Consider the following 23,962-nt stretch of genomic DNA (forward strand, 5'->3'; position numbering starts at 1 on the left):
CTAGTGGTCGCCGGAGTGAACGCGTCCGGCGTGCCCACCCTGTGGATGTCCGGTGCGCCCGCTCGGCGCGTGCACACCGGCGGTTCGCAGCCGCACTTCGTCGCGCACCTCCAGGAAACGGCCCAGCGGATCCTCCGAGAACCGGCTCCAGGGGTAGGACGTGGCGTACGGGCCGATCAGCCGCAGCTGCTCCAGGGCGTCCTCCCAGCGGCCGAGGCGTACCAGGACGTACGTCAGCTTGTTGCGGATCGCGGCCGGCCAGAGGTCGGCGGCCGGGAAGCGGGCGGAGAGCGCGATGGCCCGGTCGGCCGCCGCGGCCAGCCGCTCGGGCGGCACGCCGGGACCGCAGCCGTCGTTCAGGTAGGCCAGGACGGCCCGGGCCGGCAGCGCCTGGACCAGGGAGTCGGCCGGGGCGTCCTGCGCGGCCCGGTCGGCGAAGTCGAGGCACTCCCGGTGGGAGCCGTGCCAGGACGAGGCGAGGTAGCGCAGGGCCGCGACATGGCAGCCGTAGTGGAGCGGGGCGCGGCGCAGGGCCGCCTCCCAGAGCTCGCCGAAGTAGGTGTGGCCGGCGCGTGCGCCGCGCGCGTGGTCCAGGGCGATCCGCCACGGCACCGGGTCGCGGTCGTCGGCGCGCGCGGCGGCGGTGATCAACGGGCTCACCCCGCGCAGCAGCTCGGCCCGGGCCGGTGACCCCCAGGCGTGGTCCACCGCGAGCTGGGCGCGGACCAGGAGCACGTCGGGGTCCTGCGGGTCGGCCGCGTGCCAGGCCTCCAGCCACTCCGGCCGGGAGCGCGCGAAGGCCGCGAGGCGCAGCGCGTATCCGTCGCGGCTCTCCCACAGCGCTCTGTGGCGGGTGGTGGCCAGCAGTTCCGCGGCGGCCTCGTACGCACCCCGCCCGGCCGCGACCAGTGCCGGTCCGAGGAGGTCGTCGGGCGCGTCGAGGAGCACCTCGTCGTCGGTGGGGAGTCCGACGGCGCGGTGTTCTACGGTCCTTGTCGTCCGGGACGCACGGCCGAACGGAGGCAGCAGAGCCATGGTGTCGACCATTGAAAGTCGGCTGGTCACGCCCGCGCCATAGGGATCGGGTAACACGTGGAAAGTTGTACGCGGTCAGGTCAAGAACGGGTAAAGGTCAACTGTTCAACAACTGTCCGACATGCATCCGTTCGACTCAGCCGTCCCACTGGCCTCACCGCCCTCACTGCCCCCACCGGTGTCAGTTGCGCCGCAGCATGCGCGTGGCCCCCGTCGCCACCGTCGTCGCCAGGATCCAGCCCAGCAGGATCATCGCCGCGGCCAGCCACTGCCAGGCGCCGCTCAGCTGCCAGAACCCGACCTGGCCCAGGTCGATGACCGGCAGCAGCAAATCGAGGGCGAAGAGGGGAGGGTTCCACGTCGGGTGCTCGCCGCCCTTGATCGGCGGATGGTCGGCGTAGGTGAACGCCACCGAGCTCGCCGCCCACAGCACCGCCATCCACACGGCCGCGCGGCCCGGCCGATAGCCGTAGGCGACCATCCAGTCCTGCGCGTACCCCCACAGCTTGGCCGCGGGCGGCAGCGTCTCGCGGCGGCGGCGCTGCTTCGCGAGCAGCACCTCGCGCGCGTCCTCGTCCTCACCGCCGGCCCGCAGCACGGCGGCCAGCCGCTCGTACGGCTCCGGGTTGTACTCGGCGGTCGCCGCGGTCACCCACTCCAGCCGCCGTTCCAGCGGGAACGGGCCGCGCGGCACGAGGTTCTCGTACGTGAAGCCGCCCATGTGGAGCATGCCGGGGCCGGGCCAGGCGTCCGCCCGGTCCATCAGGTTGACGACCCGCGCCCCCGACAGCACCACCCCGCCGCGCTCCGGCCGCTCGCCGAGGAAGCGCAGCTCGGGCGTCTGGATGCGGCGCAGCGACAGCTCCTGTTCGTCGGTGAAGGTGAACCGGGCCCGCTCCAGGTCCACCGCGTCCCCGAACCGCCCGTCGTCCAGCCGCACCCCGCCCTGGCACGCGAACCGCTGGATACGCGTCCCACGCGCGGGCGTACGGCCGCTCAGCAGCGGGCTGCCGACGCCGGCCGGAGTCAGGTACAGCGTGCGTCCGACGGTCAGCTGGGGGGCGTTCAGCGCGAGCCGCGTGTACGGGTTGACCAGCCGTGCGCCCCGCAGGCTCAGCGACACGCCGATGCTGGCGCCGCGCAGGCTCAGCTCACCGTGCGACTCCAGCATCTCGGCCTGGAGGTCCTGGCCGACGCTGATGCCGTCGGCGGCCATGGAGCGGCCACTGCGGTCGCGGTAGACGATCGCCTGGTTGAGCAGCAGGTCCGTGCCGATCTGGGCGTCGGTGAGCCGGATGCCGTTGTGGAAGCGGCAGCGCGGCAGGTGCAGGTCGCCCTCGGTGTGCACCCGGGCGGCCTCCAGGCGCGGCACCGCGCAGTTCACCAGCCGTACGGTCGTGAAGTGGGCCTCCGGCAGCCGGATCTCCCGGTCGAAGCGGCAGCCGCGCATCTCGACGTACGGCACCACCGTGCCGCCCGCCAGGTCCATCGTGTCGCTGATCCGCACGCCCACGAGCTTCAGTGAGGACACCCGGCCCGCGAGGGCGGGCGGCCCGTCCAGCAGCAGCCAGCAGACGATCCGCGCGCGTACAGTGCGCTCGTCTCCCCAGGGATGGCCGCCGTGCGGATCGTCGACGATCGTGTCGCCGCTGCTCAGGTCGTACACACTGCCGTTGCGGAAGGCCTGCCACATGCCGAGCTCGGCGGCGGTCAGGTCGTTCGGCAGGTCGTCCGGCAGGTCTCCGTCACGGAGGCCGGCACCTTCGGTCACGTTTCGCCCATCCCCCTCATCTACTCATGGGTTCGTACAACCGTTCATGCCCGCTGAGTGACGCTCCGAACGCAAGACGTGAAGGCGATCTTCCGGGTTCCAGGTGCGATCTTTGGAGGGATCTGTATCAGCCATTGATACGCGCGAACGACGCCGGAGCAGGGTCTGAGAGAATTGAGCACGTGATCTCCCGAATCGATCTGCGCGGCGACGCCCTCCCCGAGGGCCCCGCCCTGCGCGACCTGCTGCCCCGAGCCGACTTCGACGTCTCGGCCGCCCTGGAGAAGGTGCGTCCGATCTGCGAAGCCGTGCATCATCGGGGCGACGCGGCGCTGATCGACTTCGCGGAGAAGTTCGACGGGGTGAAGCTCGACCAGGTGCGGGTGCCCGCCCAGGCGCTCACGCGCGCGTTGGAGGAGCTCGACCCGGCCGTGCGCGCGGCCCTGGAGGAGTCCATCCGCCGCGCCCGGCTCGTCCACCGCGAGCAGCGTCGCACCACGCACACCACCCAGGTCGTGCCCGGCGGCTCGGTCACCGAGAAGTGGGTGCCCGTCGACCGGGTCGGGCTGTACGCGCCCGGCGGCCGTTCGGTCTACCCGTCCTCCGTGATCATGAACGTCGTCCCGGCCCAGGAGGCCGGCGTCGAGTCGATCGCCCTCGCCTCCCCGGCACAGGCCCCCGCTTTTGAAAATGATCCAGCCGGCGGCCTGCCGCACCCGACGATCCTCGCCGCGTGCGCGCTGCTCGGCGTCGACGAGGTGTACGCCGCCGGTGGCGCGACGGCCGTCGCGATGTTCGCGTACGGCACCGAGTCCTGCCCGCCCGCCAACATGGTCACCGGCCCCGGCAACATTTGGGTCGCCGCCGCCAAGCGCTACTTCACCGGCAAGATCGGTATCGACGCCGAGGCCGGCCCGACCGAGATCGCGGTCCTCGCCGACGCCACCGCCGACCCGGTGCACGTCGCCTCCGACCTGATCAGCCAGGCCGAGCACGACCCGCTGGCCGCCGCCGTCCTGGTCACCGACTCCGTGGAACTCGCGGACGCGGTGGAGAAGGAGCTGGAGCCGCAGGTCGCCGCCACCAAGCACATCGACGACCGGATCGTCCCGGCCCTCAAGGGCAGGCAGTCCGCGATCGTCCTGGTCGACGGCGTCGACGAGGGCCTCAAGGTCGTCGACGCGTACGGCGCCGAGCACCTGGAGATCCAGACCGCCGACGCGGCCGCCGTGGCCGACCGGGTGCGCAACGCAGGAGCGATCTTCATCGGCCCCTGGGCGCCGGTCTCGCTCGGCGACTACGCCGCCGGGTCCAACCACGTCCTGCCCACCGGCGGCTGCGCCTGCCACTCCTCCGGCCTGTCCGTCCAGTCCTTCCTGCGCGGCATCCACATCGTCGAGTACACGAAGGACGCGCTGGCCGAGGTCGCGCATCACGTGGTCACGCTGGCGGAGGCGGAGGACCTGCCGGCCCACGGGGCGGCGATCAAGGCCAGGTTCGGCTGGAAGGTACCGGAGAGCAAGTGAACGACGTACGCATCGACGATCTCCCCGTACGGGACGAGCTGCGCGGCAAGTCCCCCTACGGCGCGCCCCAGCTGGACGTCCCCGTACGGCTGAACACCAACGAGAACCCCTACCCGCTGCCCGAGGCGCTGGTCGAGCGCATCACCGAGCGCGTCCGTGAGGCGGCCCGGAACCTCAACCGCTACCCGGACCGGGACGCGGTCGAGCTGCGCACCAAGCTCGCCGAGTACCTGACGAACACGTCCGGCCACGAGGTGGGCCTCGCCAACGTCTGGGCGGCGAACGGCTCCAACGAGGTCATCCAGCAGGTGCTGCAGACCTTCGGCGGACCGGGCCGCACCGCGATCGGCTTCGAGCCGTCGTACTCGATGCACGGCCTCATCTCGCGCGGCACCGGCACCGGCTGGATCTCGGGCCCGCGGGGCGAGGACTTCACGATCGACCTCGTCGCCGCCGAGAAGGCCATCGCCGAGAACCGGCCCGACGTCGTCTTCGTCACCACCCCCAACAACCCCACGGGCACCGCGGTCCCGCCCGAGACCGTGCTCGCGCTGTACGAGGCCGCGCAGGCGGCGAAGCCGTCGATGGTCGTGGTCGACGAGGCGTACATCGAGTTCAGCCACGGCGACTCGCTGCTGCCGCTGCTCGAAGGCCGGCCGAACCTGGTCGTCTCCCGGACGATGTCCAAGGCCTTCGGCGCCGCCGGCCTGCGCCTCGGCTATCTCGCCGCGCACCCGGCGGTGGTCGACGCCGTCCAGCTCGTACGGCTGCCGTACCACCTGTCGGCCGTCACGCAGGCGACCGCGCTGGCCGCCCTGGAGCACACCGACACGCTGCTCAAGTACGTCGAGCAGCTGAAGGCGGAGCGGGACCGGCTGGTCACCGAGCTGCTGGCGATCGGCTACGACGTCACCGCGTCGGACGCCAACTTCGTGCAGTTCGGGCGGTTCGACGACGCCCACGCCGTCTGGCAGCGGATCCTCGACCGGGGCGTCCTGGTCCGGGACAACGGCGTGCCGGGCTGGCTGCGGGTGACCGCGGGAACCCCCGAAGAGAACGACGCGTTCCTCGACGCGGTCCGTGAACTACTGAGTTTTGTGGGGGACACCCCCACACCCCCGGAGGAGCAGAGCGCATGAACCGCGTAGGACGCATAGAGCGGGTGACGAAGGAGACCTCGGTCCTCGTCGAGATCGACCTCGACGGGTCCGGCAAGGTCGATGTGTCGACCGGCGTCGGCTTCTACGACCACATGCTCGACCAGCTCGGCCGCCACGGCCTGTTCGACCTCACGGTCAAGACCGAGGGCGACCTGCACATCGACTCGCACCACACCATCGAGGACACCGCCCTCGCGCTCGGCGCCGCCTTCAAGCAGGCCCTCGGCGACAAGGTGGGCATCTACCGCTTCGGCAACTGCACGGTCCCGCTGGACGAGTCCCTCGCCCAGGTCACCGTCGACCTCTCCGGCCGCCCCTACCTCGTGCACACCGAGCCCGAGAACATGGCGCCGATGATCGGCGAGTACGACACCACGATGACCCGGCACATCCTGGAGTCCTTCGTCGCCCAGGCGCAGATCGCGCTGCACGTGCACGTGCCGTACGGGCGCAACGCCCACCACATCGTGGAGTGCCAGTTCAAGGCGCTGGCCCGGGCCCTGCGGTACGCCTCCGAGCGTGACCCGCGCGCGGCGGGCATCCTTCCCTCCACGAAGGGCGCGCTGTGAACGGCCTCTCCACGGTCCTGATCGTCGTCGGTCTCTTCCTGATCGGCGGGATCATCTCCTTCGTCAAGCAGCAGATGCCGAAGAACCTCATCGTGCTGCTCTCCATAGGCGCCGCGATGTGTCTCGTGGCCGGTGTAGTGAGGCTGGAGGTGTGGAATTGAGCAACGGCGTGAAGAAGGTCGTCGTCTTCGACTACGGCTTCGGCAACGTCCGCTCCGCCGAACGCGCCCTCGCGCGCGCGGGCGCCGACGTCGAGATCACCCGTGACTTCGACAGGGCCATGAACGCCGACGGTCTGCTGGTGCCGGGCGTCGGCGCCTTCGCCGCCTGCATGCAGGGCCTGAAGGAGGCGCGCGGCGACTGGATCGTCGAGCGGCGACTGGCCGGCGGGCGCCCCGTGATGGGCATCTGCGTCGGCATGCAGATCCTCTTCGCGCGCGGCATCGAGCACGGCGTCGAGACCGAAGGCATGGGCGAGTGGCCCGGCTCGGTCGAGCCGCTCCAGGCCGACATCGTGCCCCACATGGGCTGGAACACCGTCGACGTGGCGGCCGGCTCCGAGCTGTTCGCCGGCCTGGACGCGGACGCGCGCTTCTACTTCGTGCACTCCTACGCCGTCCACGACTGGACCCTGGAGACCGGGAACCCGCTGATGACCGCACCGCTGGTCACCTGGTCGACGCACGGCAAGCCCTTCGTGGCCGCCGTGGAGAACGGCGCCCTGTGGGCCACCCAGTTCCACCCCGAGAAGTCCGGCGACGCCGGAGCGCAGCTGCTCACCAACTGGATCGGAACCCTGTAGAGACATGGCCAAGCTCGAACTCCTCCCCGCCGTCGACGTCCGCGACGGCCAGGCCGTCCGCCTCGTGCACGGCGAGTCCGGCACCGAGACCTCCTACGGCTCCCCGCTGGAGGCCGCTCTCGCCTGGCAGCGCTCGGGCGCCGAGTGGCTGCACCTGGTCGACCTGGACGCCGCGTTCGGCACCGGCGACAACCGGGAGCTGATCGCCGAGGTCGCGAAGGCCATGGACATCAAGGTCGAGCTGTCCGGCGGCATCCGCGACGACGCCTCCCTGGCCGCCGCGCTCGCCACCGGCTGCACCCGCGTGAACCTCGGCACGGCCGCCCTGGAGACCCCCGAGTGGGTCGCCAAGGTCATCGCCGAGCACGGCGACAAGATCGCGGTGGGCCTGGACGTACGGGGCACCACGCTGCGCGGCCGCGGCTGGACCCGCGACGGCGGCGACCTCTACGAGACGCTGGAGCGCCTCAACAACGAGGGCTGCGCCCGCTACGTCGTCACCGACATCGCCAAGGACGGCACGCTCCAGGGCCCCAACCTGGAGCTGCTGAAGAACGTCTGCGCGGCGACGGACCGCCCGGTCGTCGCCTCCGGCGGCGTCTCCTCCCTGGACGACCTGCGGGCCATCGCCGAGCTCGTCCCGCTCGGTGTCGAGGGCTCCATCGTCGGGAAGGCCCTGTACGCGAAGGCGTTCACCCTGGAAGAGGCCCTGGAGGTTGTCTCGTCATGACGTCCGATGCCGTGCGGCGCGTGCAGAGCGGAAGTCCCTGGGAAGAGTCCTTCGGTTTCGCACGCGCCGTCGCGGCGGGTGACCGCGTCCTGGTCGGGGGCACGACCTCCTTCAAGGGCGATGTGCTGTACGGGGAGGGCGACCCTTACGAGCAGGCCAAGGTCGCCTTCACCAGCGCGGTCGAGGCGCTCGGGGAGTTCGGGCTCGGCGTCGAGTCCGTGATCCGGACCCGGTTGTACCTCACCCACGCGCGTGACGTGGACGCCGTGGGCCGCGCCCACAAGGAGTTCTTCGACACGGTGCGCCCGGTCACGACGTTGCTCGTCGTGGAGGGTTTCGTGGACTCGCGCATCCTGGTCGAAGTGGAAATAGAAGCATTCAGAGGACGTTAGAGGAGCCGGTTTCATGACCCTGGCGGTCCGAGTCATCCCCTGCCTGGACGTGGACAACGGCCGGGTCGTCAAGGGCGTCAACTTCCAGAACCTGCGCGACGCGGGAGACCCCGTCGAGATGGCCAAGGTGTACGACGCCGAGGGCGCCGACGAGCTGACGTTCCTGGACATCACCGCGTCGTCCGGCAACCGCGAGACGACCTACGACGTGGTGCGCCGCACGGCCGAGCAGGTCTTCATCCCGCTGACCGTCGGCGGCGGCGTCCGTACGGCCGAGGACGTGGACAAGCTGCTGCGCGCCGGCGCCGACAAGGTGGGCGTCAACACGGCGGCCATCGCGCGCCCGGACCTGATCCGCGAGATCGCCGAGCGCTTCGGCCGGCAGGTCCTGGTCCTCTCGGTGGACGCACGCCGCACCCCCGAGGGCACCTTCGAGGTCACCACCCACGGCGGCCGCAAGGGAACCGGCATCGACGCCGTCGAGTGGGCGCACCGCGCGGCCGACCTGGGCGCCGGGGAGATCCTGCTCAACTCGATGGACGCGGACGGCACCAAGGACGGCTACGACCTGGAGATGATCCAGGCCGTCCGCAAGCACGTCACGGTCCCGGTGATCGCCTCCGGCGGCGCGGGCAAGCTGGCCGACTTCGCGCCGGCCATCGAGTCGGGGGCGGACGCCGTACTCGCCGCGTCGGTCTTCCACTTCGGCGACCTGCGGATCGGCGAGGTGAAGGACGCGTTGCGGGGGACGGGGCACCCCGTCCGCTGAACGCCGGGTCCCGGCGTCCGGACCGGACGCCGGGACGATCCGGACGACAGGGTCTAGATCCCCAGCTGCTTGCCCTCGTGCAGCTTCGCGATGGCGTCCTTGTCGCCGTCCACCTCGACCTTGGCGGCGTTCTGACGGCCGTAGGCGAACAGGAGCAGCTCCGAGGGCTCGCCGGTCACCGTGACGACGGGGGTGCCCTTGTGGGCGACCGCGGTCTGGCCGTCGGGGCGGCGCAGCACCAGGCCGGTGGGCGCGGTGCGGCCCACCAGGCGGGCGGAGCGCTCCAGACGGGACCAGAGGGCGTCCTGGAAGACCGGGTCGAGTTCGCGGGGCGTCCAGTCCGGTTGGGCGCGGCGGACGTCCTCCGTGTGGACGTAGAACTCGATGGTGTTCGACGCCTCGTCGATCTGCTTGAGCTGGAAGGGCGAGAAGCGGGGCGGGCCGGTGCGGATGAGCTGGATCAGCTCCTCGTACGGCTTCGCCGCGAACTCCTCCATCGCCTTGTCCAGACGCGGGGCGAGCGGCTTGATCAGGATGCCCGCGGCGGCGTCGGGGCGGCGCTCGCGCACCACCACGTGCGCGGCCAGGTCACGGGTCGTCCAGCCCTCGCAGAGAGTGGGGGCGTCGGGGCCCTCGGCCTCCAGGAGGTCGGCCATGAGAAGTCGTTCACGCTTGGCGAAGGTCGACATGCAGTCAGCCTACGACCACGTATCAGGTCCGCCCACCCGTCGCCCGCATCCACGAAGTGGACATCGGACCGTCACTGTCAGTGGCAGGCGGCACAATGGCTTGCATGACCACCAGCACGCCCCGCCGCCCCAGTGGGCTGGACCCCGAGATCGCCGCACGCCTCAAGCGCACCGCGGACGGGCTCCTGCCCGCCATCGCCCAGCAGTACGACACCGGAGAGGTGCTGATGCTGGGCTGGATGGACGACGAGGCGCTGCATCGGACGCTCACCACCGGCCGCTGCACCTACTGGTCGCGCAGCCGCCGGGAGTACTGGGTCAAGGGTGACACCTCCGGCCACTTCCAGTGGGTGAAGTCCGTCGCCCTCGACTGCGACGCCGACACCGTGCTCGTCAAGGTCGACCAGGTCGGCGCCGCCTGCCACACGGGCGCGCGGACCTGCTTCGACGAGGACGTGCTGCTCAAGGACGGCGCCGATTCCGGCGCACCGGCCTCGGATCAGTAGGGTCAGCCGCCATGGACCTAGAGACCTTCCGCAAGCTGGCCACCGACCGGCGCGTCATCCCGGTCACCCGCAAGCTCCTCGCCGACGGCGACACCCCGGTCGCCCTCTACCGCAAGCTCGCCGCCGAGCGCCCGGGCACGTTCCTGCTGGAATCCGCGGAGAACGGCCGCTCCTGGTCCCGCTACTCGTTCGTCGGCGTCCGCTCCGCCGCGACCCTCACCGAGCGCGCCGGACAGGCCCACTGGCTCGGTACGCCGCCCGTCGGCGTCCCCGCCGAGGGCGACCCGCTCGCCGCCCTGCGCGCCACCATCGAGGCCCTGCACACCCCCCGCGACCTCGCCCACGACCTGGGCCTGCCGCCCTTCACCGGCGGCATGGTCGGCTACCTCGGCTACGACATCGTGCGCCGCCTGGAGAAGATCGGCCCCGGCGAGCGGGACGACCTCAAACTCCCCGAGCTGACCATGCTGCTCACCAGCGACCTCGCCGTCATGGACCACTGGGAGGGCTCGGTCCTGCTGATCGCCAACGCGATCAACCACAACGACCTCGATACGGGCGTCGACGAGGCCTACGCCGACGCCGTCGCCCGCCTCGACGCCATGCAGGCCGACCTCTCCCGCCCGGTCGCCCAGCCGCCCGCCGTCCTGCCCCCCTCCGAGCTCCCCGAGTACACCGCGCTGTGGGGCGGCGAGGACTTCCAGGAGGCCGTCGAGGACATCAAGGAGCGCATCCGGGCCGGCGAGGCCTTCCAGGTCGTGCCCTCCCAGCGCTTCGAAACACCGTGCACGGCAAGCGCGTTGGACGTCTACCGGGTACTGCGGGCGACCAACCCCTCCCCGTACATGTACCTGTTCCGCTTCGACGGCTTCGACGTCGTCGGGTCCTCGCCCGAAGCCCTCGTGAAGGTCGAGGACGGACAGGCCATGGTCCACCCCATCGCCGGCACCCGGTGGCGCGGCGCCACCCCGCAGGAGGACCAGGCCCTCGCCGACGAACTCATCGCCGACCCCAAGGAGCGCGCCGAGCACCTGATGCTGGTCGACCTGGGCCGCAACGACCTGGGGCGGGTCTGCGAACCCGGTTCGGTCGAGGTCGTCGACTTCATGTCCATCGAGCGGTACTCGCACGTGATGCACATCGTCTCGACCGTCACCGGACGCGTGGCACCCGGCCGCACGGCCTTCGACGTCCTGACGGCCTGCTTCCCGGCCGGCACCCTCTCCGGCGCGCCCAAGCCCCGGGCGATGCAGATCATCGACGAACTCGAACCGTCCCGCCGGGGGCTGTACGGCGGCTGCGTCGGCTATCTCGACTTCGCGGGCGACTCCGACACCGCCATCGCCATCCGTACGGCCCTGCTGCGCGGCGGCACGGCCTACGTCCAGGCGGGCGCGGGCATCGTCGCCGACTCGGACCCGGTCGCCGAGGACACCGAATGCCGGAACAAGGCGGCGGCGGTCCTCCGGGCCGTCCACACCGCGAACCGCCTCAAGTGAGGCCTCGCGGCCGCCTCGGGTGATCCCCGTAGCCGCTTCAGCCGAACCCCGGGTGACCGATCGCTCGGGGTTCGGGTGATAGTGGAGTACGTGACTGCTGTTCCGCACCCCCGTTCCGAGGCCCCCGGCTCCGCCCGGGCCGGCCGTATGAGCCTCGCCGTAGCCCTGCTGTGCGGCGCGCTCGGCGCGGCCGTCGCGCTGCTCTCGACCCGGCAGCGCTGGTCGGAGGGCACCGTGACGGTGGCCGGCGGCCCGTTCCCCCTGATCGCCAAGGGCAGCGACGTCACCGGCGTCCCGGCGGCCCTGGCCATAGTGGGGCTCGCCGCGCTCGTCGCCGTCTTCGCCGTCCGCCGCGCAGGCCGCTTCATGGTCGCCGCCCTGCTCGCGCTCTCCGGCGCCGGCACCGTCGCCGCCGCCCTGCTCGGCGCCTCCGACAGTTCCGCGCTGGACGAGAAGGCCGCGCAGGCCTCCGGCGACACCTCGGCCACCGTCCAGGCCCTCACCCACACCGCCTGGCCGTACGTCGCGGCCGTCGGCGGCGCCCTGATCCTGCTCGCCGGACTGCTGGCCCTGCGCTACGGCCGGCTGTGGCCCGGCATGTCCGGCCGCTACGAGCGCGGCGGCGCCCCCCGGCCCCGCAGGTCCCCGGCCGCCGACCCCGACCGCCCCGAGGAACTCTGGAAGGCCCTCGACCGGGGCGAGGACCCGACCCGGAGCTGACCGGCACCCGACCGGGGCGGGCAGGCCGTGACCCCCGATCACCGCGCGCGGGCGCGTGCGGGACAATGACAGCGAGCGACCGGCTCACCCACGTACAACACGTACACAGCAAGAGGAGCAAGCAATGGCGGGCAGCAGCCACGGTCACACCCCGGCCGCCTGGACCGGTGTCACGATCGCCTTCATCGGTTTCTGCGTCTCGGGCGCCTTCATGGTGATGGCGCAGCCCGCGGGCTTCTGGGCCGGCCTGGGGGTCGTGGTCCTCGGCGGCGTCGTCGGCTGGGTCATGCGCGGCATGGGCCTCGGCCAGCCCAAGGACTCGCACGTGCTCCTCGCGGAGAAGCGTGAGACGGCGGACGTCCAGGGCTGATCCCACAGGGCGGTCTCGTCCGACCTCGCGGAGGGCGGCTACCGGTGCACGACGTACCGGAAGCCGCCCTCATGCGCGCGTGGGCGCCCGCACCGGGCACAATGCGAGGTGTGAACACCCACGGCCAGAGCGTGACGCGGCCCGGCCCGCAGGGCAGGGTCCGGCGGCTGGCCGTCCCCGCCGGGATCCTCGCGGCCGTCGCCGGCGCCTTCGCCTACGTCGGCGCCGTGGACCCGAACGAGCCGGGCCACTACCCCGCCTGCCCGCTCCTGCAGTACACCGGCATCTACTGCCCCGGCTGCGGCGGACTGCGCAGCGCGCACGCCGTGGTCCACGGGGACTTCCTCGCGGCGCTCCAGGACAACGCGCTCGCCGTCGTCGGCTACGCGCTCTTCGCCGTGCTGTGGACCGTGTGGGTGGTCCGGGCGGCGCGCGGACGCCCGTTCAGGATCGATCCCGGGCCCGTGCAGCTGTGGGCCGCGGGGGCGTTGCTGCTGGTCTTCACGATTGTCCGAAACCTGCCGTTCGGTGGCTGGCTACACCCTTGATCAACTGGAGAATGCCCAGGTACTGGGATTGCCGTCAACCGGATGCGAAGCCTTGGCCTTCCTCCGGATACCATCGAGTGACCGTAGGTTTCGTACCGCTTTCACAGTCCAACCGTCTGGAAGGGGGCCGCTCGCGTGAGTGTGCTCGACGAGATCATCGACGGAGTCCGTGCCGACCTCGCGGAGCGGCAGGCGCGCGTCAGCCTCGACGAGCTCAAGGAGCGCGCGGCCAAGGCTCCCGCCGCCAAGGACGGGGTCGCCGCGCTCAAGGGCGACGGCGTCAAGGTCATCTGCGAGGTCAAGCGCTCCAGCCCCTCCAAGGGCGCGCTGGCCGCCATCGCCGACCCGGCGGGCCTCGCCGCGGACTACGAGGCGGGCGGCGCGGCCGTCATCTCCGTCCTCACCGAACAGCGCCGCTTCGGCGGCTCGCTCGCCGACCTGGAGGCCGTCCGCGCCCGCGTGGACATCCCGGTCCTGCGCAAGGACTTCATCGTCACGTCGTATCAGCTGTGGGAGGCCCGCGCGTACGGCGCCGACCTCGCCCTGCTGATCGTCGCGGCCCTCGACCAGTCGGCCCTGGAGTCGCTGATCGAGCGCGCGGTGTCCATCGGCCTGACCCCGCTGGTCGAGGTGCACGACGAGGACGAGGTCGAGCGTGCCGTCGACGCGGGCGCCAAGATCATCGGAGTCAACGCGCGCAACCTGAAGACCCTCGAGGTCGACCGCGGCACCTTCGAGCGCGTCGCCCCCGAGATCCCCTCCGGCCTGGTCAAGGTCGCCGAATCGGGCGTCCGTGGCCCCCACGACCTCATCGCCTACGCCAACGCCGGCGCCGACGCGGTCCTGGTCGGCGAGTCCCTCGTCACGGGCAAGGACCCGAAGTCGGCGGTCTCCGACCTGGTGGCGGCCGGCGAGCACCCCGCGCTCCGCCACGGCAGAGGCTGATCACCCGCTAGGCTGACCCCGATGACTCTCACCGTGACCACCGTGGACCGGCACGCCCGCCTCGCGCGCGGCTGCCGTCCCCGAGGCTGCCGTGCTCCGGCCCGCCGCGTGCACGGCCGCAGGGTCAGGTACGTCATCGGTGACGAACCCGGGCAGGTCAACGGCCGCCGATGGCAGCGCCCCTCCAGGGGCGCGGGGCTCTGTTTGATTTGCGGCTACCGCCGCGCGGGCGCGACCAGCCACACACGGCCCGCGGTCGCCTGACCATCTCCGCCCCCACGGCGATTAGTGCACTCAACACAAACTCACCGTGAGGTACACGCATGCCCAGCGACTTCTTCATCCCCGACCCGGAGGGTCAAGTCCCCAGCCCCGAAGGCTACTTCGGCGCGTTCGGCGGCAAGTTCATCCCGGAGGCCCTCGTCGCCGCCGTCGACGAGGTGGCCGTCGAGTACGACAAGGCCAAGCACGACCCCGAGTTCGCCCGCGAGCTCGACGACCTCCTGGTCAACTACACCGGCCGCCCCAGCTCCCTCACCGAGGTCCCCCGCTTCGCCGCGGAAGCGGGCGGCGCCCGGATCTTCCTGAAGCGGGAAGACCTCAACCACACCGGCTCCCACAAGATCAACAACGTCCTCGGCCAGGCCCTGCTCACCAAGCGCATGGGCAAGACCCGAGTGATCGCGGAGACCGGGGCGGGCCAGCACGGCGTCGCGACGGCGACGGCCTGCGCCCTGTTCGGCCTCGACTGCACCATCTACATGGGCGAGATCGACACCCAGCGCCAGGCCCTCAACGTGGCCCGCATGCGCATGCTCGGCGCCGAGGTCATCGCCGTGAAGTCCGGCAGCCGCACCCTGAAGGACGCCATCAACGAGGCGTTCCGCGACTGGGTCGCCAACGTCGACCGCACCCACTACCTCTTCGGTACGGTCGCCGGCCCGCACCCCTTCCCCGCCATGGTCCGCGACTTCCACCGCGTCATCGGCGTCGAGGCCCGCCGCCAGCTCCTGGAGCGCGCCGGACGTCTCCCCGACGCGGCCGTCGCCTGCGTCGGCGGCGGCTCCAACGCCATCGGCCTCTTCCATGCCTTCATCCCCGACACGGACGTACGCCTCATCGGCTGCGAGCCCGCCGGGCACGGCGTCGAGACCGGCGAGCACGCGGCCACGCTGACCGCCGGCGAGCCCGGCATCCTGCACGGCTCCCGCTCCTACGTCCTCCAGGACGAGGAGGGCCAGATCACCGAGCCGTACTCGATCTCGGCCGGTCTGGACTACCCCGGCATCGGCCCGGAGCACTCCTACCTCAAGGACTCCGGCCGCGGCGAGTACCGCGCGGTCACCGACGACGCGGCCATGCAGGCCCTGCGCCTGCTGTCGCGCACCGAGGGCATCATCCCGGCGATCGAGAGCGCCCACGCGCTCGCGGGCGCCCTGGAGGTCGGCCGTGAACTGGGCAAGGACGGCCTGATCGTCGTCAACCTGTCCGGCCGCGGTGACAAGGACATGGACACGGCCGCGCGGTACTTCGGCCTGTACGACACCGACGCGGCCGTCGCAGCGGACGAGGCCGGCACGGGCGCGGAGATCGAGGGGGACGCCAAGTGAGCGGGAACATTCAGCTGCTGTCCGACACCCTCGCCGCCGCCAGGGCCGAGGGCCGCTCCGCGCTCATGGCCTACCTCCCGGCCGGGTTCCCGACCGTGGACGGCGGCATCGAGGCGATCAAGGCCGCCCTCGACGGCGGCGCGGACGTCGTGGAGGTCGGGCTGCCGCACAGCGACCCCGTCCTCGACGGCCCCGTCATCCAGACCGCCGACGACATCGCCCTGCGCGGCGGCGTCAAGATCGCGGACGTCATGCGGACGGTCAAGGAGGCCCACGCGGCCACCGGGAAGCCGATCCTCGTCATGACGTACTGGAACCCCATCGACCGCTACGGCGTCGAGCGCTTCACCGCCGAGCTGGCCGAGGCCGGTGGCGCGGGCTGCATCCTGCCCGACCTGCCCGTCCAGGAGTCGGCGCTGTGGAGGGAGCACGCCGAGAAGCACGGACTCGCGACGGTCTTCGTCGTGGCGCCCAGCAGCAAGGACGAGCGGCTCGCGCAGATCACCGCGGCGGGCAGCGGGTTCGTCTACGCCGCCTCGCTGATGGGCGTCACCGGCACCCGCGAGTCCGTGGGCGCGCAGGCCCAGGACCTGGTCGAACGCACCCGCGCCACCGGCACCGACCTGCCGGTCTGCGTCGGGCTCGGCGTCTCCAACGCCGAGCAGGCCGCCGAGGTCGCCGGCTTCGCCGACGGCGTGATCGTCGGCTCGGCCTTCGTCAAGTGCATGCTGGACGCGCCGGACGACGCGGCCGGTGTCGAGGCCGTCCGCGCGCTCGCCGGTGACCTGGCGAAGGGCGTGCGCGGCCAGGCGTAACACCTTCAGGGGTGAAAGATCTTCAGAAGAAGGGCCTTCCGTACGACTCGCTCGAACGGGTGGACCTGAGACCGGGGAGGCGCGCTGCGCCTCCCCGGTTCGTTCTGCGGGTGTGAGCGAAAAGAATCGTGACGGAAAGCGGACCGCCCGGGAGCGGCTGGCGGCCGAGCGTGACAAGCAGAAGGCCGCCGACAAGCGGCGCCGCGCGCTGATCGTCGGCGCGAGCGTCGTCTGCGTGCTGGGACTCGCGGCGGTGATCGGAGTCGTCGCGGCGAACGCCGGCAAGGACGACAGCAGTGACTCGGCCGGGCCGGTCGTGGGGCCCTCGGGAGCGCAGGGCAAGGACGGCCTCGCGATCCCGGTCGGCGAGGAGAGCGCCAAGTCGACGCTCACGGTCTGGGAGGACTTCCGCTGCCCGGCCTGCAAGTCCTTCGAGGAGGCGTACCGGTCGACGATCCACGAGCTGACGGACGCCGGCAAGCTCAGAGTCGACTACCACCTGGCGACGATCATCGACGGCGGCATGGGCGGCACCGGCTCGCGCAACGCGGCGAACGCCGCGGCCTGCGCCCAGGACGCCGGAAAGTTCACGCCGTACCACGACGTGCTCTACCGGAACCAGCCGCCCGAGCAGGACGACGCCTTCGCCAAGAACAGCAAGCTGCTGGAGCTCGCGGCCAAGGTCGACGGCCTGGACACGCCCGCCTTCCGCAAGTGCGTCGAGGACGGCACCCACAACAGCTGGGTCAACAAGTCCAACGAGGCGTTCAAGAAGGGCGGCTTCAGCGGCACGCCGACGGTCCTGCTGAACGGCAAGAACATCTACCAGGACCAGACGATGACGCCGGCCAAGCTGAAGCAGATGGTGGAGGAGGCCGCCAAGGGATGAGCCCCGCCCGGGGCCGACTTCGGGCGCTGCCTGTTATGGACCCGTAGCCGGGCTGCCTGCCATCGCTGCCGCCCGGCAGGGTAGCGTCGACCTTGCCATGGAACTTGCCTACATTCCCAGCCCGTCGCGCGGGGTGATCCACCTCGGTCCCATTCCGCTGCGCGGCTACGCCTTCTGCATCATCATCGGTGTCTTCGTAGCCGTCTGGCTCGGCAACAAACGCTGGATCGCCCGGGGCGGGCGGGCCGGCACGGTGGCCGACATCGCGGTCTGGGCCGTCCCGTTCGGCCTGGTCGGCGGACGCCTCTACCACGTGATCACGGACTACGAGCTGTACTTCAGCGAGGGCCGTGACTGGGTGGACGCGTTCAAGATCTGGGAGGGCGGCCTCGGCATCTGGGGCGCCATCGCGCTCGGCGCCGTGGGCGCGTGGATCGGATGTCGCCGTCGTGGCATCCCGCTGCCCGCGTACGCCGACGCCATCGCCCCCGGCATCGCCCTCGCGCAGGCCATCGGGCGCTGGGGCAACTGGTTCAACCAGGAGCTGTACGGGCGCCGGACCGACCTCCCCTGGGCGCTGGAGATCACCTCCTCCACGGACGGACGGGTGCCGGGCACCTACCACCCGACGTTCCTCTACGAGTCGCTGTGGTGCATCGGCGTCGCCCTGCTGGTGATCTGGGCCGACCGCCGGTTCAAGCTGGGCCACGGACGGGCGTTCGCGCTGTACGTCGCCGCGTACTGCTCGGGCCGCGCGTGGATCGAGTACATGCGGGTCGACGACGCCCACCACATCCTGGGCGTGCGGCTGAACGTCTGGACCGCGCTGATCGTGTTCCTGCTGGCGGTGACGTACCTCGTGGTGTCGGCGAAGAAGCGGCCGGGCCGGGAAGAGGTCGTCGAGCCGGGAGCGTCTGCCTCCGGCGGTGGAGCCGACGGTGAGGCCGAGGCGTCCGATGAGGACCAGGCCGCCGACGGCGACGACCAGACCGAGGCCGAGACCGACGTGAAGGACGACGTCAAGGACGAAGCCGGGTCGTCGAAGAAGACGTGAGGCACAGCCGTACGGCGATGAGGGCGCTCGGTGCTTACCGGGCGCCCTCCGTTGTGTGTGGGAGGAAAGAGGGGGTGATCAGCCGCGGCGCACCAGGGACAGGGTCCGCTGCGCCGTCGCCACCACCGCCGCGTCGATGAAGCTGCCGTCCGGCAGGGCCTGTGCGCCCTGGTTCGTCGCCGCCGCCTTGATGATCGTCTCCGCCTGTTGCAGCTCCTCCTCCGTGGGGAGGTAGGCCCGTTCGATCACTGGGAGCTGGCGGGGATGGATGGCCGCACGGCCGAGGAAGCCGAGGGCTCGGCCGTGGGCGCAGGTCGCGGCGAGGCCCTCCAGGTCGCGGATGTCGGGGTGGACCGTCTGGGGCGGTGGCGGCAGCCCTGCCGCCCTGGCCGCCACGACGACGCGGGAACGGGACCAGTCGAGGCCCGCGTCGCCCCGGATGCCCAGGTCGGCCCGTAGGTCCGCCTCGCCGAGGGCGATGCCGCGCAGGGACGGGTGGGCGGAGGCGATGGCGTACGCCCGCTCGATGGCCAGGGCCGACTCCAGCAGGGCGTGCAGCGGTGGGGCGCCGCCCGCGCTCGGCGGGGTGGTCTCCGCGAGGCGCACGATCTGGTCGGCGGAGCGCACCTTGGGCAGCCGGATGCCGGACAGGCCGGGGCGGGTGGCCAGCGCCTCCAGGTCCTTCGCCGCGGCCTGGGTGTCCAGGGCGTTCACCCGGACGTGGACGGGGACGGGGTGGTCCGGTTCGGAGAGCAGGTCGGCGGTGGCCGACCGGGCGTAGTCCTTGCGGTCCGGGGCGACCGCGTCCTCCAGGTCGACGATGACGATGTCGGCGCCGGACGTCAGGGCCTTGGCCACCACATGGGGGCGGTCGCCGGGGGCGTACAGCCAGGTCAGCGGGAACCGTGTCACAGGCTGCCCTCCTCGCGCAGGGCCGCCAGTTCGGCGGGGGTCAGACCCAGGCCGGTGAGGATCTCGGCGCTGTCCGCGCCGTGCGGGCGGCCGGCCCAGCGGATCGTGCCGGGGGTGGCCGAGAGGCGGAACAGGACGTTCTGCATGCGCAGCGGGCCCAGCTCGGGGTCGTCGACGGTGGTGAGGGTGCCGAGGGCCGCGTACTGGGGGTCGGTCATCACGTCCCGGACGTCCTGGATCGGGGCCACGGCCGCCTCCGCCTTCTCGAAGGCCGCGAGGACGTCGGCGCGGGTGTGGCGGGCGATCCAGTCGCCGACCGCTTTGTCGAGGACGTCGGCGTGGCGGGCCCGGTCGGCGCCGGTCGCGAACCAGGGTTCGTCGATCAGGTCGGGGCGCCCCACCAGGTGCATCACGCGTTCGGCGATCGACTGGGCCGAGGTGGAGACGGCGACCCAGGTGCCGTCGGCGGTGCGGTAGGTGTTGCGTGGGGCGTTGTTGGCGGAGCGGTTGCCGGTGCGTTCCTGGACGTAGCCGAGCTGGTCGTACCAGGTGGGCTGGGGGCCGAGGGCCAGCAGCATCGGCTCGATGAGGGCCATGTCGACGACCTGGCCCTCGCCGGTGCGCTCGCGCGCGGCCAGTGCCGTCATCACCGCGTACGCGGTCGCGAGGCCCGCGATGGAGTCGGCCAGGCCGAAGGGCGGCAGGGTCGGGGGTGCGTCCGGTTCGCCGGTGAGCGCGGCGAAGCCGCTCATCGCCTCGGCGAGGGTGCCGAAGCCGGGGCGATGGGCGGCGGGGCCGAACTGGCCGAAGCCGGTGACGCGGGTGAGGACCAGACGGGGGTTGACGGCGGAGAGCTCGGGCCAGCCGAGGTCCCATTTCTCCAGGGTGCCCGGGCGGAAGTTCTCGATGACGACGTCCGCGGTCGCGGCCAGGCGGAGCAGGGTGGCGCGGCCGCCCGGCCTGGAGAGGTTCAGGGCGATGGTGCGCTTGTTGCGGCCGAGTACCTTCCACCACAGGCCCACCCCGTCCTTCGACGGACCGTGCCCCCGCGAGGGGTCCGGTTTCTCGGGGTGCTCGACCTTGACGACCTCCGCGCCGAAGTCGCCGAGCATCGTGGCGGCCAGGGGGCCGGCGAACAGGGTGGCGAGGTCCAGGACGCGCAGGCCGGTCAGCGGGGCGTCGGCGGACCGGGTTCCGGACGCGTTCATGAGGCGTGCCGCTCCTCGATCTCGGGGCGGTACGGCATCGACACCGTGGCGCCCTCCCGCTGCACCGACAGCGCGGCCGCCTCCGCCGCCCAGGCCAGGGCGTCGAGCATGGGCCGTCCTTCGCCGAGCGCCACCGCGAGGGCGCCGACGAAGGTGTCGCCGGCGCCGGTCGAGTCGACGGCGGTGACCTCCGGGGCGGGCACGGTCACCGGATCGGTGTCCCGGCTGACGTACAGGCTGCCGGCCGCGCCCAGGGTGACGACGACCGCGGGCACCAGGTCGAGCAGTCCGACGGCGGCCTCCCGGGGGTCGGTGCGGCCGGTGAGGGTGGTCGCCTCGTGCTCGTTCGGCACCAACAGGTCCACGGCGGCGAAGAGTTCGTCCGGCAGCGGCTGGGCGGGGGACGGCGTGAGAATCGTACGGACGTCGTGGCGGCGGGCCGCCTGGGCGCCGGCGAGGACCGCCGCGATCGGGATCTCCAGCTGGAGCAGCAGGGTGTCGGCGGAGGCGATGACGCCCTCGTCGCCGGGGCTGAGGTGGTCGAGGGTGCCGTTCGCGCCGGGGATCACGACGATGGCGTTGCCGCCCTCGTCGTCCACGACGATGTGCGCGGTGCCGGACGGGCCCTCGACGGTGCGCAGGTCGTCGGTGTCCACGCCGGAGTGCTCCAGGGTGGAGCGCAGGCGGGTGCCGAAGGCGTCGTTGCCGACGGCGCCGATCATCGAGACGTTGCCGCCGGCGCGGGCGGCGGCGATGGCCTGGTTGGCGCCCTTGCCGCCGGGGACCGTACGGAACTCCCGTCCCGTCACGGTCTCGCCGCGCTGCGGGGCTTTGGCGACATAGGTGACGAGGTCCATGTTCGTGCTGCCGAGCACGACGATGTCGGTCATGGGCGAGTGGCCTCCGGGGGCGTGAGCTCATGGGTGAGGTGGGCCAGGGCGTCGAAGCCGGTGCCGTTGAAGTCGGCGACCGAGCTGGTGAGGCGGTTCTTGAGGGGGGCCGTCCAGTGGTCGGGGAGCGCGGCGGGGGAGCCGGCGAGGAGGGCGGCGACGCTGCCTGCCGTCGCGCCGTTCGAGTCGGTGTCCCAACCGCCCGACACGGCACGGCAGATGGAGCCCGTGAAGTCGCCGTCGGCGTGGGTGAGGGCGGCGGCGATCAGGGCGGTGTTGGGGACGGCGTGCACCCAGTGGTGGGTGGGCGCGTGCGTGGCGTGCAGTGTGTCGACGACCGTGTCGAAGTCGGCGTGGCCGCGGGCCAGTCCGACGGCGTGCTGGACGGCTCGGGCCAGGCGGGAGTTCGGGGGGACCACCGTGAGACCGGTGCGCAGGCAGGCGTGGACGGCGTCGGGGCCGGTCGCTGTCGCCGCCTGGGCGATGACGGCCGCCGTGAACATCGCCGCGTAGACGCCGTTGGCGGTGTGGGTGAGAGTGGCGTCGCGGTGGGCCTGTTCGGCCGCGGCGGCCGGGTCGCCGGGGTTGGTCCAGCCGTGGACGTCCGCGCGGATCAGCGCGCCGATCCACTCGCGGAACGGGTTGCGGTGGCGGGCCGTGTGCGGGGGTTCGATGCCGGTGAGGAGGTTGCGGTAGGCGACGCGTTCGGCGGTGAAGGTGCGGCCGGCCGGCAGTTCGTCGAGCCAGAGGCGGGCCACGTCCGTGGTGGTGAAGGCCCTGCCGTGGCGCTGGAGCAGGAGGAGGTTGAGAAGGGGGTAGTTGAGGTCGTCGTCCTCGGGCATGCCGTCGATGTTCTCGGCCAGGGAGGTGGCGGCCGAGCGGCGGTTCCAGGGGTGGGCGGCGAGGAGGTCGGCGGGGACGCCACGGGCGGTGAAGTAGCTGGTCAGGGGCCAGTTGCCGGTGGATCCGGCCAGGTGGCGGATGGCTTCCAGGGGAAGCTTCTCCACGGGCTTGCCCAGGAGACATCCGACGGCCCGGCCGAGCCAGGCGGCTTCGTAGCGGGTGGCCTCGGGGGATGCGGTGGCGGCGACGGCAGGACGGGGCGGCCAGTGCGGGCACAGGGACTTGATCGTCTCCAGGTCCGTCGGCTCGTCGTCCTTCAACCGGCTGGGCAGGTCCGCCAGTTCGTCCAGCAGGTCCTCCGCGAGCGTCCGCAGATACCTCGACGCCGGGTCCGTCGACGCCCCGGCCCGCAGCGGGGCCTGCGCACCGCCCGCCGCCCGCCATCGCTCCGCGATCCTCGCCGGCTCCCGGCCGTCCAGCGCCGCCTGGCGCAACTCGTGCCCGAGCAGGTCCTCCGGCTGGACCCAGGTCAGTCGGAGCATGGTCGGCCCTCCAGCGCGCCGAACGCCGCCTCGTGGGCCCGGCGGCGGTCCACGTCCCGGGCGTGGATCTCCCTCGCGACCTCGGTCAGCGTGCGGGGCGGCTCCCACAGGTCGAGGCGGCTGGCCTCCGCGACCGCCTTCGACCAGTCCTCGGGGACCGGCGAGCCCAGCGCGCCGGCCACGGCGCCGGCCATCGTCGCGATCGAGTCGCAGTCACGGCCGTAGTTCACCGCGCCCAGGACCGCGTGGCGGAAGTCGCCGTTCGCGACCACCAACATGCCCAGGGCGACGGGGAGTTCCTCGATGGCGTGCAGACGGGAGGGGCGGCGGGCGCCGAGGGACGGCTGCCGGTAGTCGGGGCCCACCGTGTCGTACGGGGTGACGGCCGCCCGGAGCGGGGCGAGGGCCGATTCGAAGTCCGTGTACCGGGCCGCCGTGTCGCAGACCGTCTCGATCGCCGCCCGCGTCCCGTCCTTCGCCAGGGACAGACACGCCGCGACGACCGAGTCCGGTGTCGCCCCGGGTGCGCACGCCGCCGCCACCGCCGCCGCGAGGACACCCGCCGCCTCACGGCCGTACGACGACTGGTGCGCGCCCGCGATGTCCAGGGCCTCGGCGTACGCGGCCCTCGGGTCGGCCGCGTTGACCAGGCCGACCGGGGCCATGTACATCGCGGCACCGCAGTTGACGATGTTGCCGACGCCGGCCTCGCGCGGGTCCACATGGCCGTAGTGGAGGCGGGTGACCAGCCATTTCTCCGCGAGGAAGACACGGTGCAGGGGGAGGGCCTCCGCCTCCAGCTCCGGGATCCAGCGCGGGTTGGTCATCAGGTCCGGGACCAGGTGGTCGGCGAGGGCGTACGCGTCGAGGTGGTCGCGGACCGTGGCGTACGCCCGTACCAGCGCGTGGGTCAGCAAGGTGTCGTCGGTGACGTGCCCGTCGCCCTTGTGGTACGGCGCGATGGGGCGGGCCGTGCGCCAGGCGTCGCCGTTCCAGGGGCCGACGATGCCGTGGACGCGGCCGCCGTGGCGCTGGAGGATCTGGTCGGGGGAGTAGCCCTCCACCGGCCCGCCGAGGGCGTCGCCGACCGCCGCGCCGACCAGGGCGCCGGTGATCCGCTCATCGAGACGCGGGCCACTGCTTTCATCTGCTTTGGGCGTCATGCCCC

General features: G+C 72.1%; 27 protein-coding genes. 19 read left to right on the plus strand and 8 right to left on the minus strand.

What is annotated here, in order from left to right; all coding sequences use genetic code 11:
* Both AQJ67_RS14025 and AQJ67_RS14030 read right to left on the minus strand, forming a co-directional pair.
* Positions 1–1,047, minus strand: coding sequence for a hypothetical protein (locus tag AQJ67_RS14025; RefSeq protein ID WP_062719034.1), 1,047 nt, complete (start codon positions 1,045–1,047; stop codon positions 1–3).
* Between the two features lie 169 nt (positions 1,048–1,216).
* Entirely contained in the window at positions 1,217–2,806 is a 1,590-nt protein-coding gene (locus AQJ67_RS14030) for a hypothetical protein (RefSeq protein ID WP_062719035.1), read from the minus strand.
* Positions 2,807–2,988: 182 nt separating this feature from the next.
* Here AQJ67_RS14030 and hisD point away from each other — a divergent pair, with 182 nt between their 5' ends.
* From hisD to hisF, 8 genes are read left to right on the plus strand one after another with little or no spacing between them, the layout of a single operon-like run.
* On the plus strand, positions 2,989–4,332 hold the full coding sequence (gene hisD, locus AQJ67_RS14035; RefSeq protein WP_062719036.1) for a histidinol dehydrogenase: 1,344 nt from the start codon (positions 2,989–2,991) through the stop codon (positions 4,330–4,332).
* On the plus strand, positions 4,329–5,471 hold the full coding sequence (locus AQJ67_RS14040; RefSeq protein ID WP_062719037.1) for a histidinol-phosphate transaminase: 1,143 nt from the start codon (positions 4,329–4,331) through the stop codon (positions 5,469–5,471). The genes hisD and AQJ67_RS14040 overlap by 4 nt, the downstream gene beginning before the upstream one ends.
* Positions 5,468–6,061: an imidazoleglycerol-phosphate dehydratase HisB gene (hisB, locus tag AQJ67_RS14045; protein ID WP_062719038.1), complete on the plus strand. Its 594-nt coding sequence runs from the start codon at positions 5,468–5,470 to the stop codon at positions 6,059–6,061. Before AQJ67_RS14040 ends, hisB begins: the two co-directional genes overlap by 4 nt.
* Positions 6,058–6,222, plus strand: a complete 165-nt coding sequence (locus AQJ67_RS48220; RefSeq protein WP_062719039.1) for a hypothetical protein — start codon at positions 6,058–6,060, stop codon at positions 6,220–6,222. Before hisB ends, AQJ67_RS48220 begins: the two co-directional genes overlap by 4 nt.
* Entirely contained in the window at positions 6,213–6,863 is a 651-nt protein-coding gene (gene hisH, locus AQJ67_RS14055) for an imidazole glycerol phosphate synthase subunit HisH (protein ID WP_062719040.1), read from the plus strand. The genes AQJ67_RS48220 and hisH overlap by 10 nt, the downstream gene beginning before the upstream one ends.
* A gap of 4 nt (positions 6,864–6,867) precedes the next feature.
* Positions 6,868–7,593 carry a bifunctional 1-(5-phosphoribosyl)-5-((5-phosphoribosylamino)methylideneamino)imidazole-4-carboxamide isomerase/phosphoribosylanthranilate isomerase PriA gene (priA, locus tag AQJ67_RS14060; protein WP_062719041.1) on the plus strand — a complete coding sequence of 242 codons (726 nt, stop codon included), beginning with the start codon at positions 6,868–6,870 and terminating at the stop codon, positions 7,591–7,593.
* Entirely contained in the window at positions 7,590–7,985 is a 396-nt protein-coding gene (locus tag AQJ67_RS14065) for a RidA family protein (RefSeq protein ID WP_062719042.1), read from the plus strand. Before priA ends, AQJ67_RS14065 begins: the two co-directional genes overlap by 4 nt.
* A 13-nt stretch (positions 7,986–7,998) precedes the next feature.
* Complete coding sequence (hisF, locus tag AQJ67_RS14070; protein WP_062719043.1) at positions 7,999–8,754, plus strand: imidazole glycerol phosphate synthase subunit HisF; 756 nt, start codon at positions 7,999–8,001, stop codon at positions 8,752–8,754.
* Positions 8,755–8,807: 53 nt separating this feature from the next.
* Here hisF and AQJ67_RS14075 read toward each other — a convergent pair whose 3' ends face one another.
* On the minus strand, positions 8,808–9,443 hold the full coding sequence (locus tag AQJ67_RS14075; RefSeq protein WP_062719044.1) for a TIGR03085 family metal-binding protein: 636 nt from the start codon (positions 9,441–9,443) through the stop codon (positions 8,808–8,810).
* A 95-nt stretch (positions 9,444–9,538) separates the two neighbouring features.
* Here AQJ67_RS14075 and hisI point away from each other — a divergent pair, with 95 nt between their 5' ends.
* The 11 genes from hisI (at position 9,539) to lgt (ending at position 18,399) form a co-directional block, all read left to right on the plus strand.
* Positions 9,539–9,949 (plus strand): phosphoribosyl-AMP cyclohydrolase, encoded by a 411-nt coding sequence (gene hisI / locus AQJ67_RS14080; RefSeq protein WP_062719045.1) that lies wholly within the window; start codon positions 9,539–9,541, stop codon positions 9,947–9,949.
* An 11-nt stretch (positions 9,950–9,960) separates the two neighbouring features.
* A complete protein-coding gene (locus AQJ67_RS14085) occupies positions 9,961–11,448 on the plus strand; it encodes an anthranilate synthase component I (RefSeq protein WP_062719046.1) in 1,488 nt (495 codons plus the stop codon).
* Between the two features lie 81 nt (positions 11,449–11,529).
* Entirely contained in the window at positions 11,530–12,168 is a 639-nt protein-coding gene (locus tag AQJ67_RS14090) for a TIGR02234 family membrane protein (RefSeq protein ID WP_062719047.1), read from the plus strand.
* 124 nt (positions 12,169–12,292) lie between these two features.
* Positions 12,293–12,538: an HGxxPAAW family protein gene (locus AQJ67_RS14095; protein ID WP_062719048.1), complete on the plus strand. Its 246-nt coding sequence runs from the start codon at positions 12,293–12,295 to the stop codon at positions 12,536–12,538.
* Positions 12,539–12,639: 101 nt separating this feature from the next.
* A complete protein-coding gene (locus AQJ67_RS14100) occupies positions 12,640–13,086 on the plus strand; it encodes a DUF2752 domain-containing protein (protein WP_062719354.1) in 447 nt (148 codons plus the stop codon).
* Positions 13,087–13,221: 135 nt separating this feature from the next.
* Positions 13,222–14,031, plus strand: a complete 810-nt coding sequence (trpC, locus tag AQJ67_RS14105; protein WP_062719049.1) for an indole-3-glycerol phosphate synthase TrpC — start codon at positions 13,222–13,224, stop codon at positions 14,029–14,031.
* Positions 14,032–14,052: 21 nt separating this feature from the next.
* Positions 14,053–14,295: a tryptophan biosynthesis modulator TrpM gene (trpM, locus tag AQJ67_RS45040; protein ID WP_079055955.1), complete on the plus strand. Its 243-nt coding sequence runs from the start codon at positions 14,053–14,055 to the stop codon at positions 14,293–14,295.
* Between the two features lie 59 nt (positions 14,296–14,354).
* On the plus strand, positions 14,355–15,641 hold the full coding sequence (gene trpB / locus AQJ67_RS14110) for a tryptophan synthase subunit beta (protein WP_062719050.1): 1,287 nt from the start codon (positions 14,355–14,357) through the stop codon (positions 15,639–15,641).
* The gene (gene trpA, locus AQJ67_RS14115; protein ID WP_062719051.1) at positions 15,638–16,456 is read left to right on the plus strand and encodes a tryptophan synthase subunit alpha; all 819 of its coding nucleotides are present in this window, start codon (positions 15,638–15,640) and stop codon (positions 16,454–16,456) included. Before trpB ends, trpA begins: the two co-directional genes overlap by 4 nt.
* Before the next feature lie 112 nt (positions 16,457–16,568).
* On the plus strand, positions 16,569–17,345 hold the full coding sequence (locus AQJ67_RS14120; RefSeq protein WP_062719052.1) for a DsbA family protein: 777 nt from the start codon (positions 16,569–16,571) through the stop codon (positions 17,343–17,345).
* A 97-nt stretch (positions 17,346–17,442) separates the two neighbouring features.
* Positions 17,443–18,399 (plus strand): prolipoprotein diacylglyceryl transferase, encoded by a 957-nt coding sequence (gene lgt / locus AQJ67_RS14125; protein WP_062719053.1) that lies wholly within the window; start codon positions 17,443–17,445, stop codon positions 18,397–18,399.
* Positions 18,400–18,477: 78 nt separating this feature from the next.
* On the opposite strand, the gene AQJ67_RS14130 is transcribed toward lgt, so the two are convergent.
* The 5 genes from AQJ67_RS14130 to AQJ67_RS14150 are packed head-to-tail and all read right to left on the minus strand — an operon-like array spanning position 18,478 to position 23,957.
* Positions 18,478–19,311 carry an HpcH/HpaI aldolase/citrate lyase family protein gene (locus AQJ67_RS14130; RefSeq protein WP_062719054.1) on the minus strand — a complete coding sequence of 278 codons (834 nt, stop codon included), beginning with the start codon at positions 19,309–19,311 and terminating at the stop codon, positions 18,478–18,480.
* The gene (locus AQJ67_RS14135; RefSeq protein WP_062719055.1) at positions 19,308–20,519 is read right to left on the minus strand and encodes a CaiB/BaiF CoA transferase family protein; all 1,212 of its coding nucleotides are present in this window, start codon (positions 20,517–20,519) and stop codon (positions 19,308–19,310) included. The genes AQJ67_RS14130 and AQJ67_RS14135 overlap by 4 nt, the downstream gene beginning before the upstream one ends.
* Complete coding sequence (gene rbsK, locus AQJ67_RS14140) at positions 20,516–21,409, minus strand: ribokinase (protein WP_062719056.1); 894 nt, start codon at positions 21,407–21,409, stop codon at positions 20,516–20,518. Before rbsK ends, AQJ67_RS14135 begins: the two co-directional genes overlap by 4 nt.
* Complete coding sequence (locus AQJ67_RS14145) at positions 21,406–22,794, minus strand: ADP-ribosylglycohydrolase family protein (protein ID WP_062719057.1); 1,389 nt, start codon at positions 22,792–22,794, stop codon at positions 21,406–21,408. The genes rbsK and AQJ67_RS14145 overlap by 4 nt, the downstream gene beginning before the upstream one ends.
* Positions 22,782–23,957 (minus strand): ADP-ribosylglycohydrolase family protein, encoded by a 1,176-nt coding sequence (locus AQJ67_RS14150; protein WP_062719058.1) that lies wholly within the window; start codon positions 23,955–23,957, stop codon positions 22,782–22,784. Before AQJ67_RS14150 ends, AQJ67_RS14145 begins: the two co-directional genes overlap by 13 nt.
* Positions 23,958–23,962 lie beyond the last annotated feature (5 nt).

Origin of the sequence: Streptomyces caeruleatus (assembly GCF_001514235.1) — a bacterium.
GTDB lineage: Bacteria > Actinomycetota > Actinomycetes > Streptomycetales > Streptomycetaceae > Streptomyces > Streptomyces caeruleatus.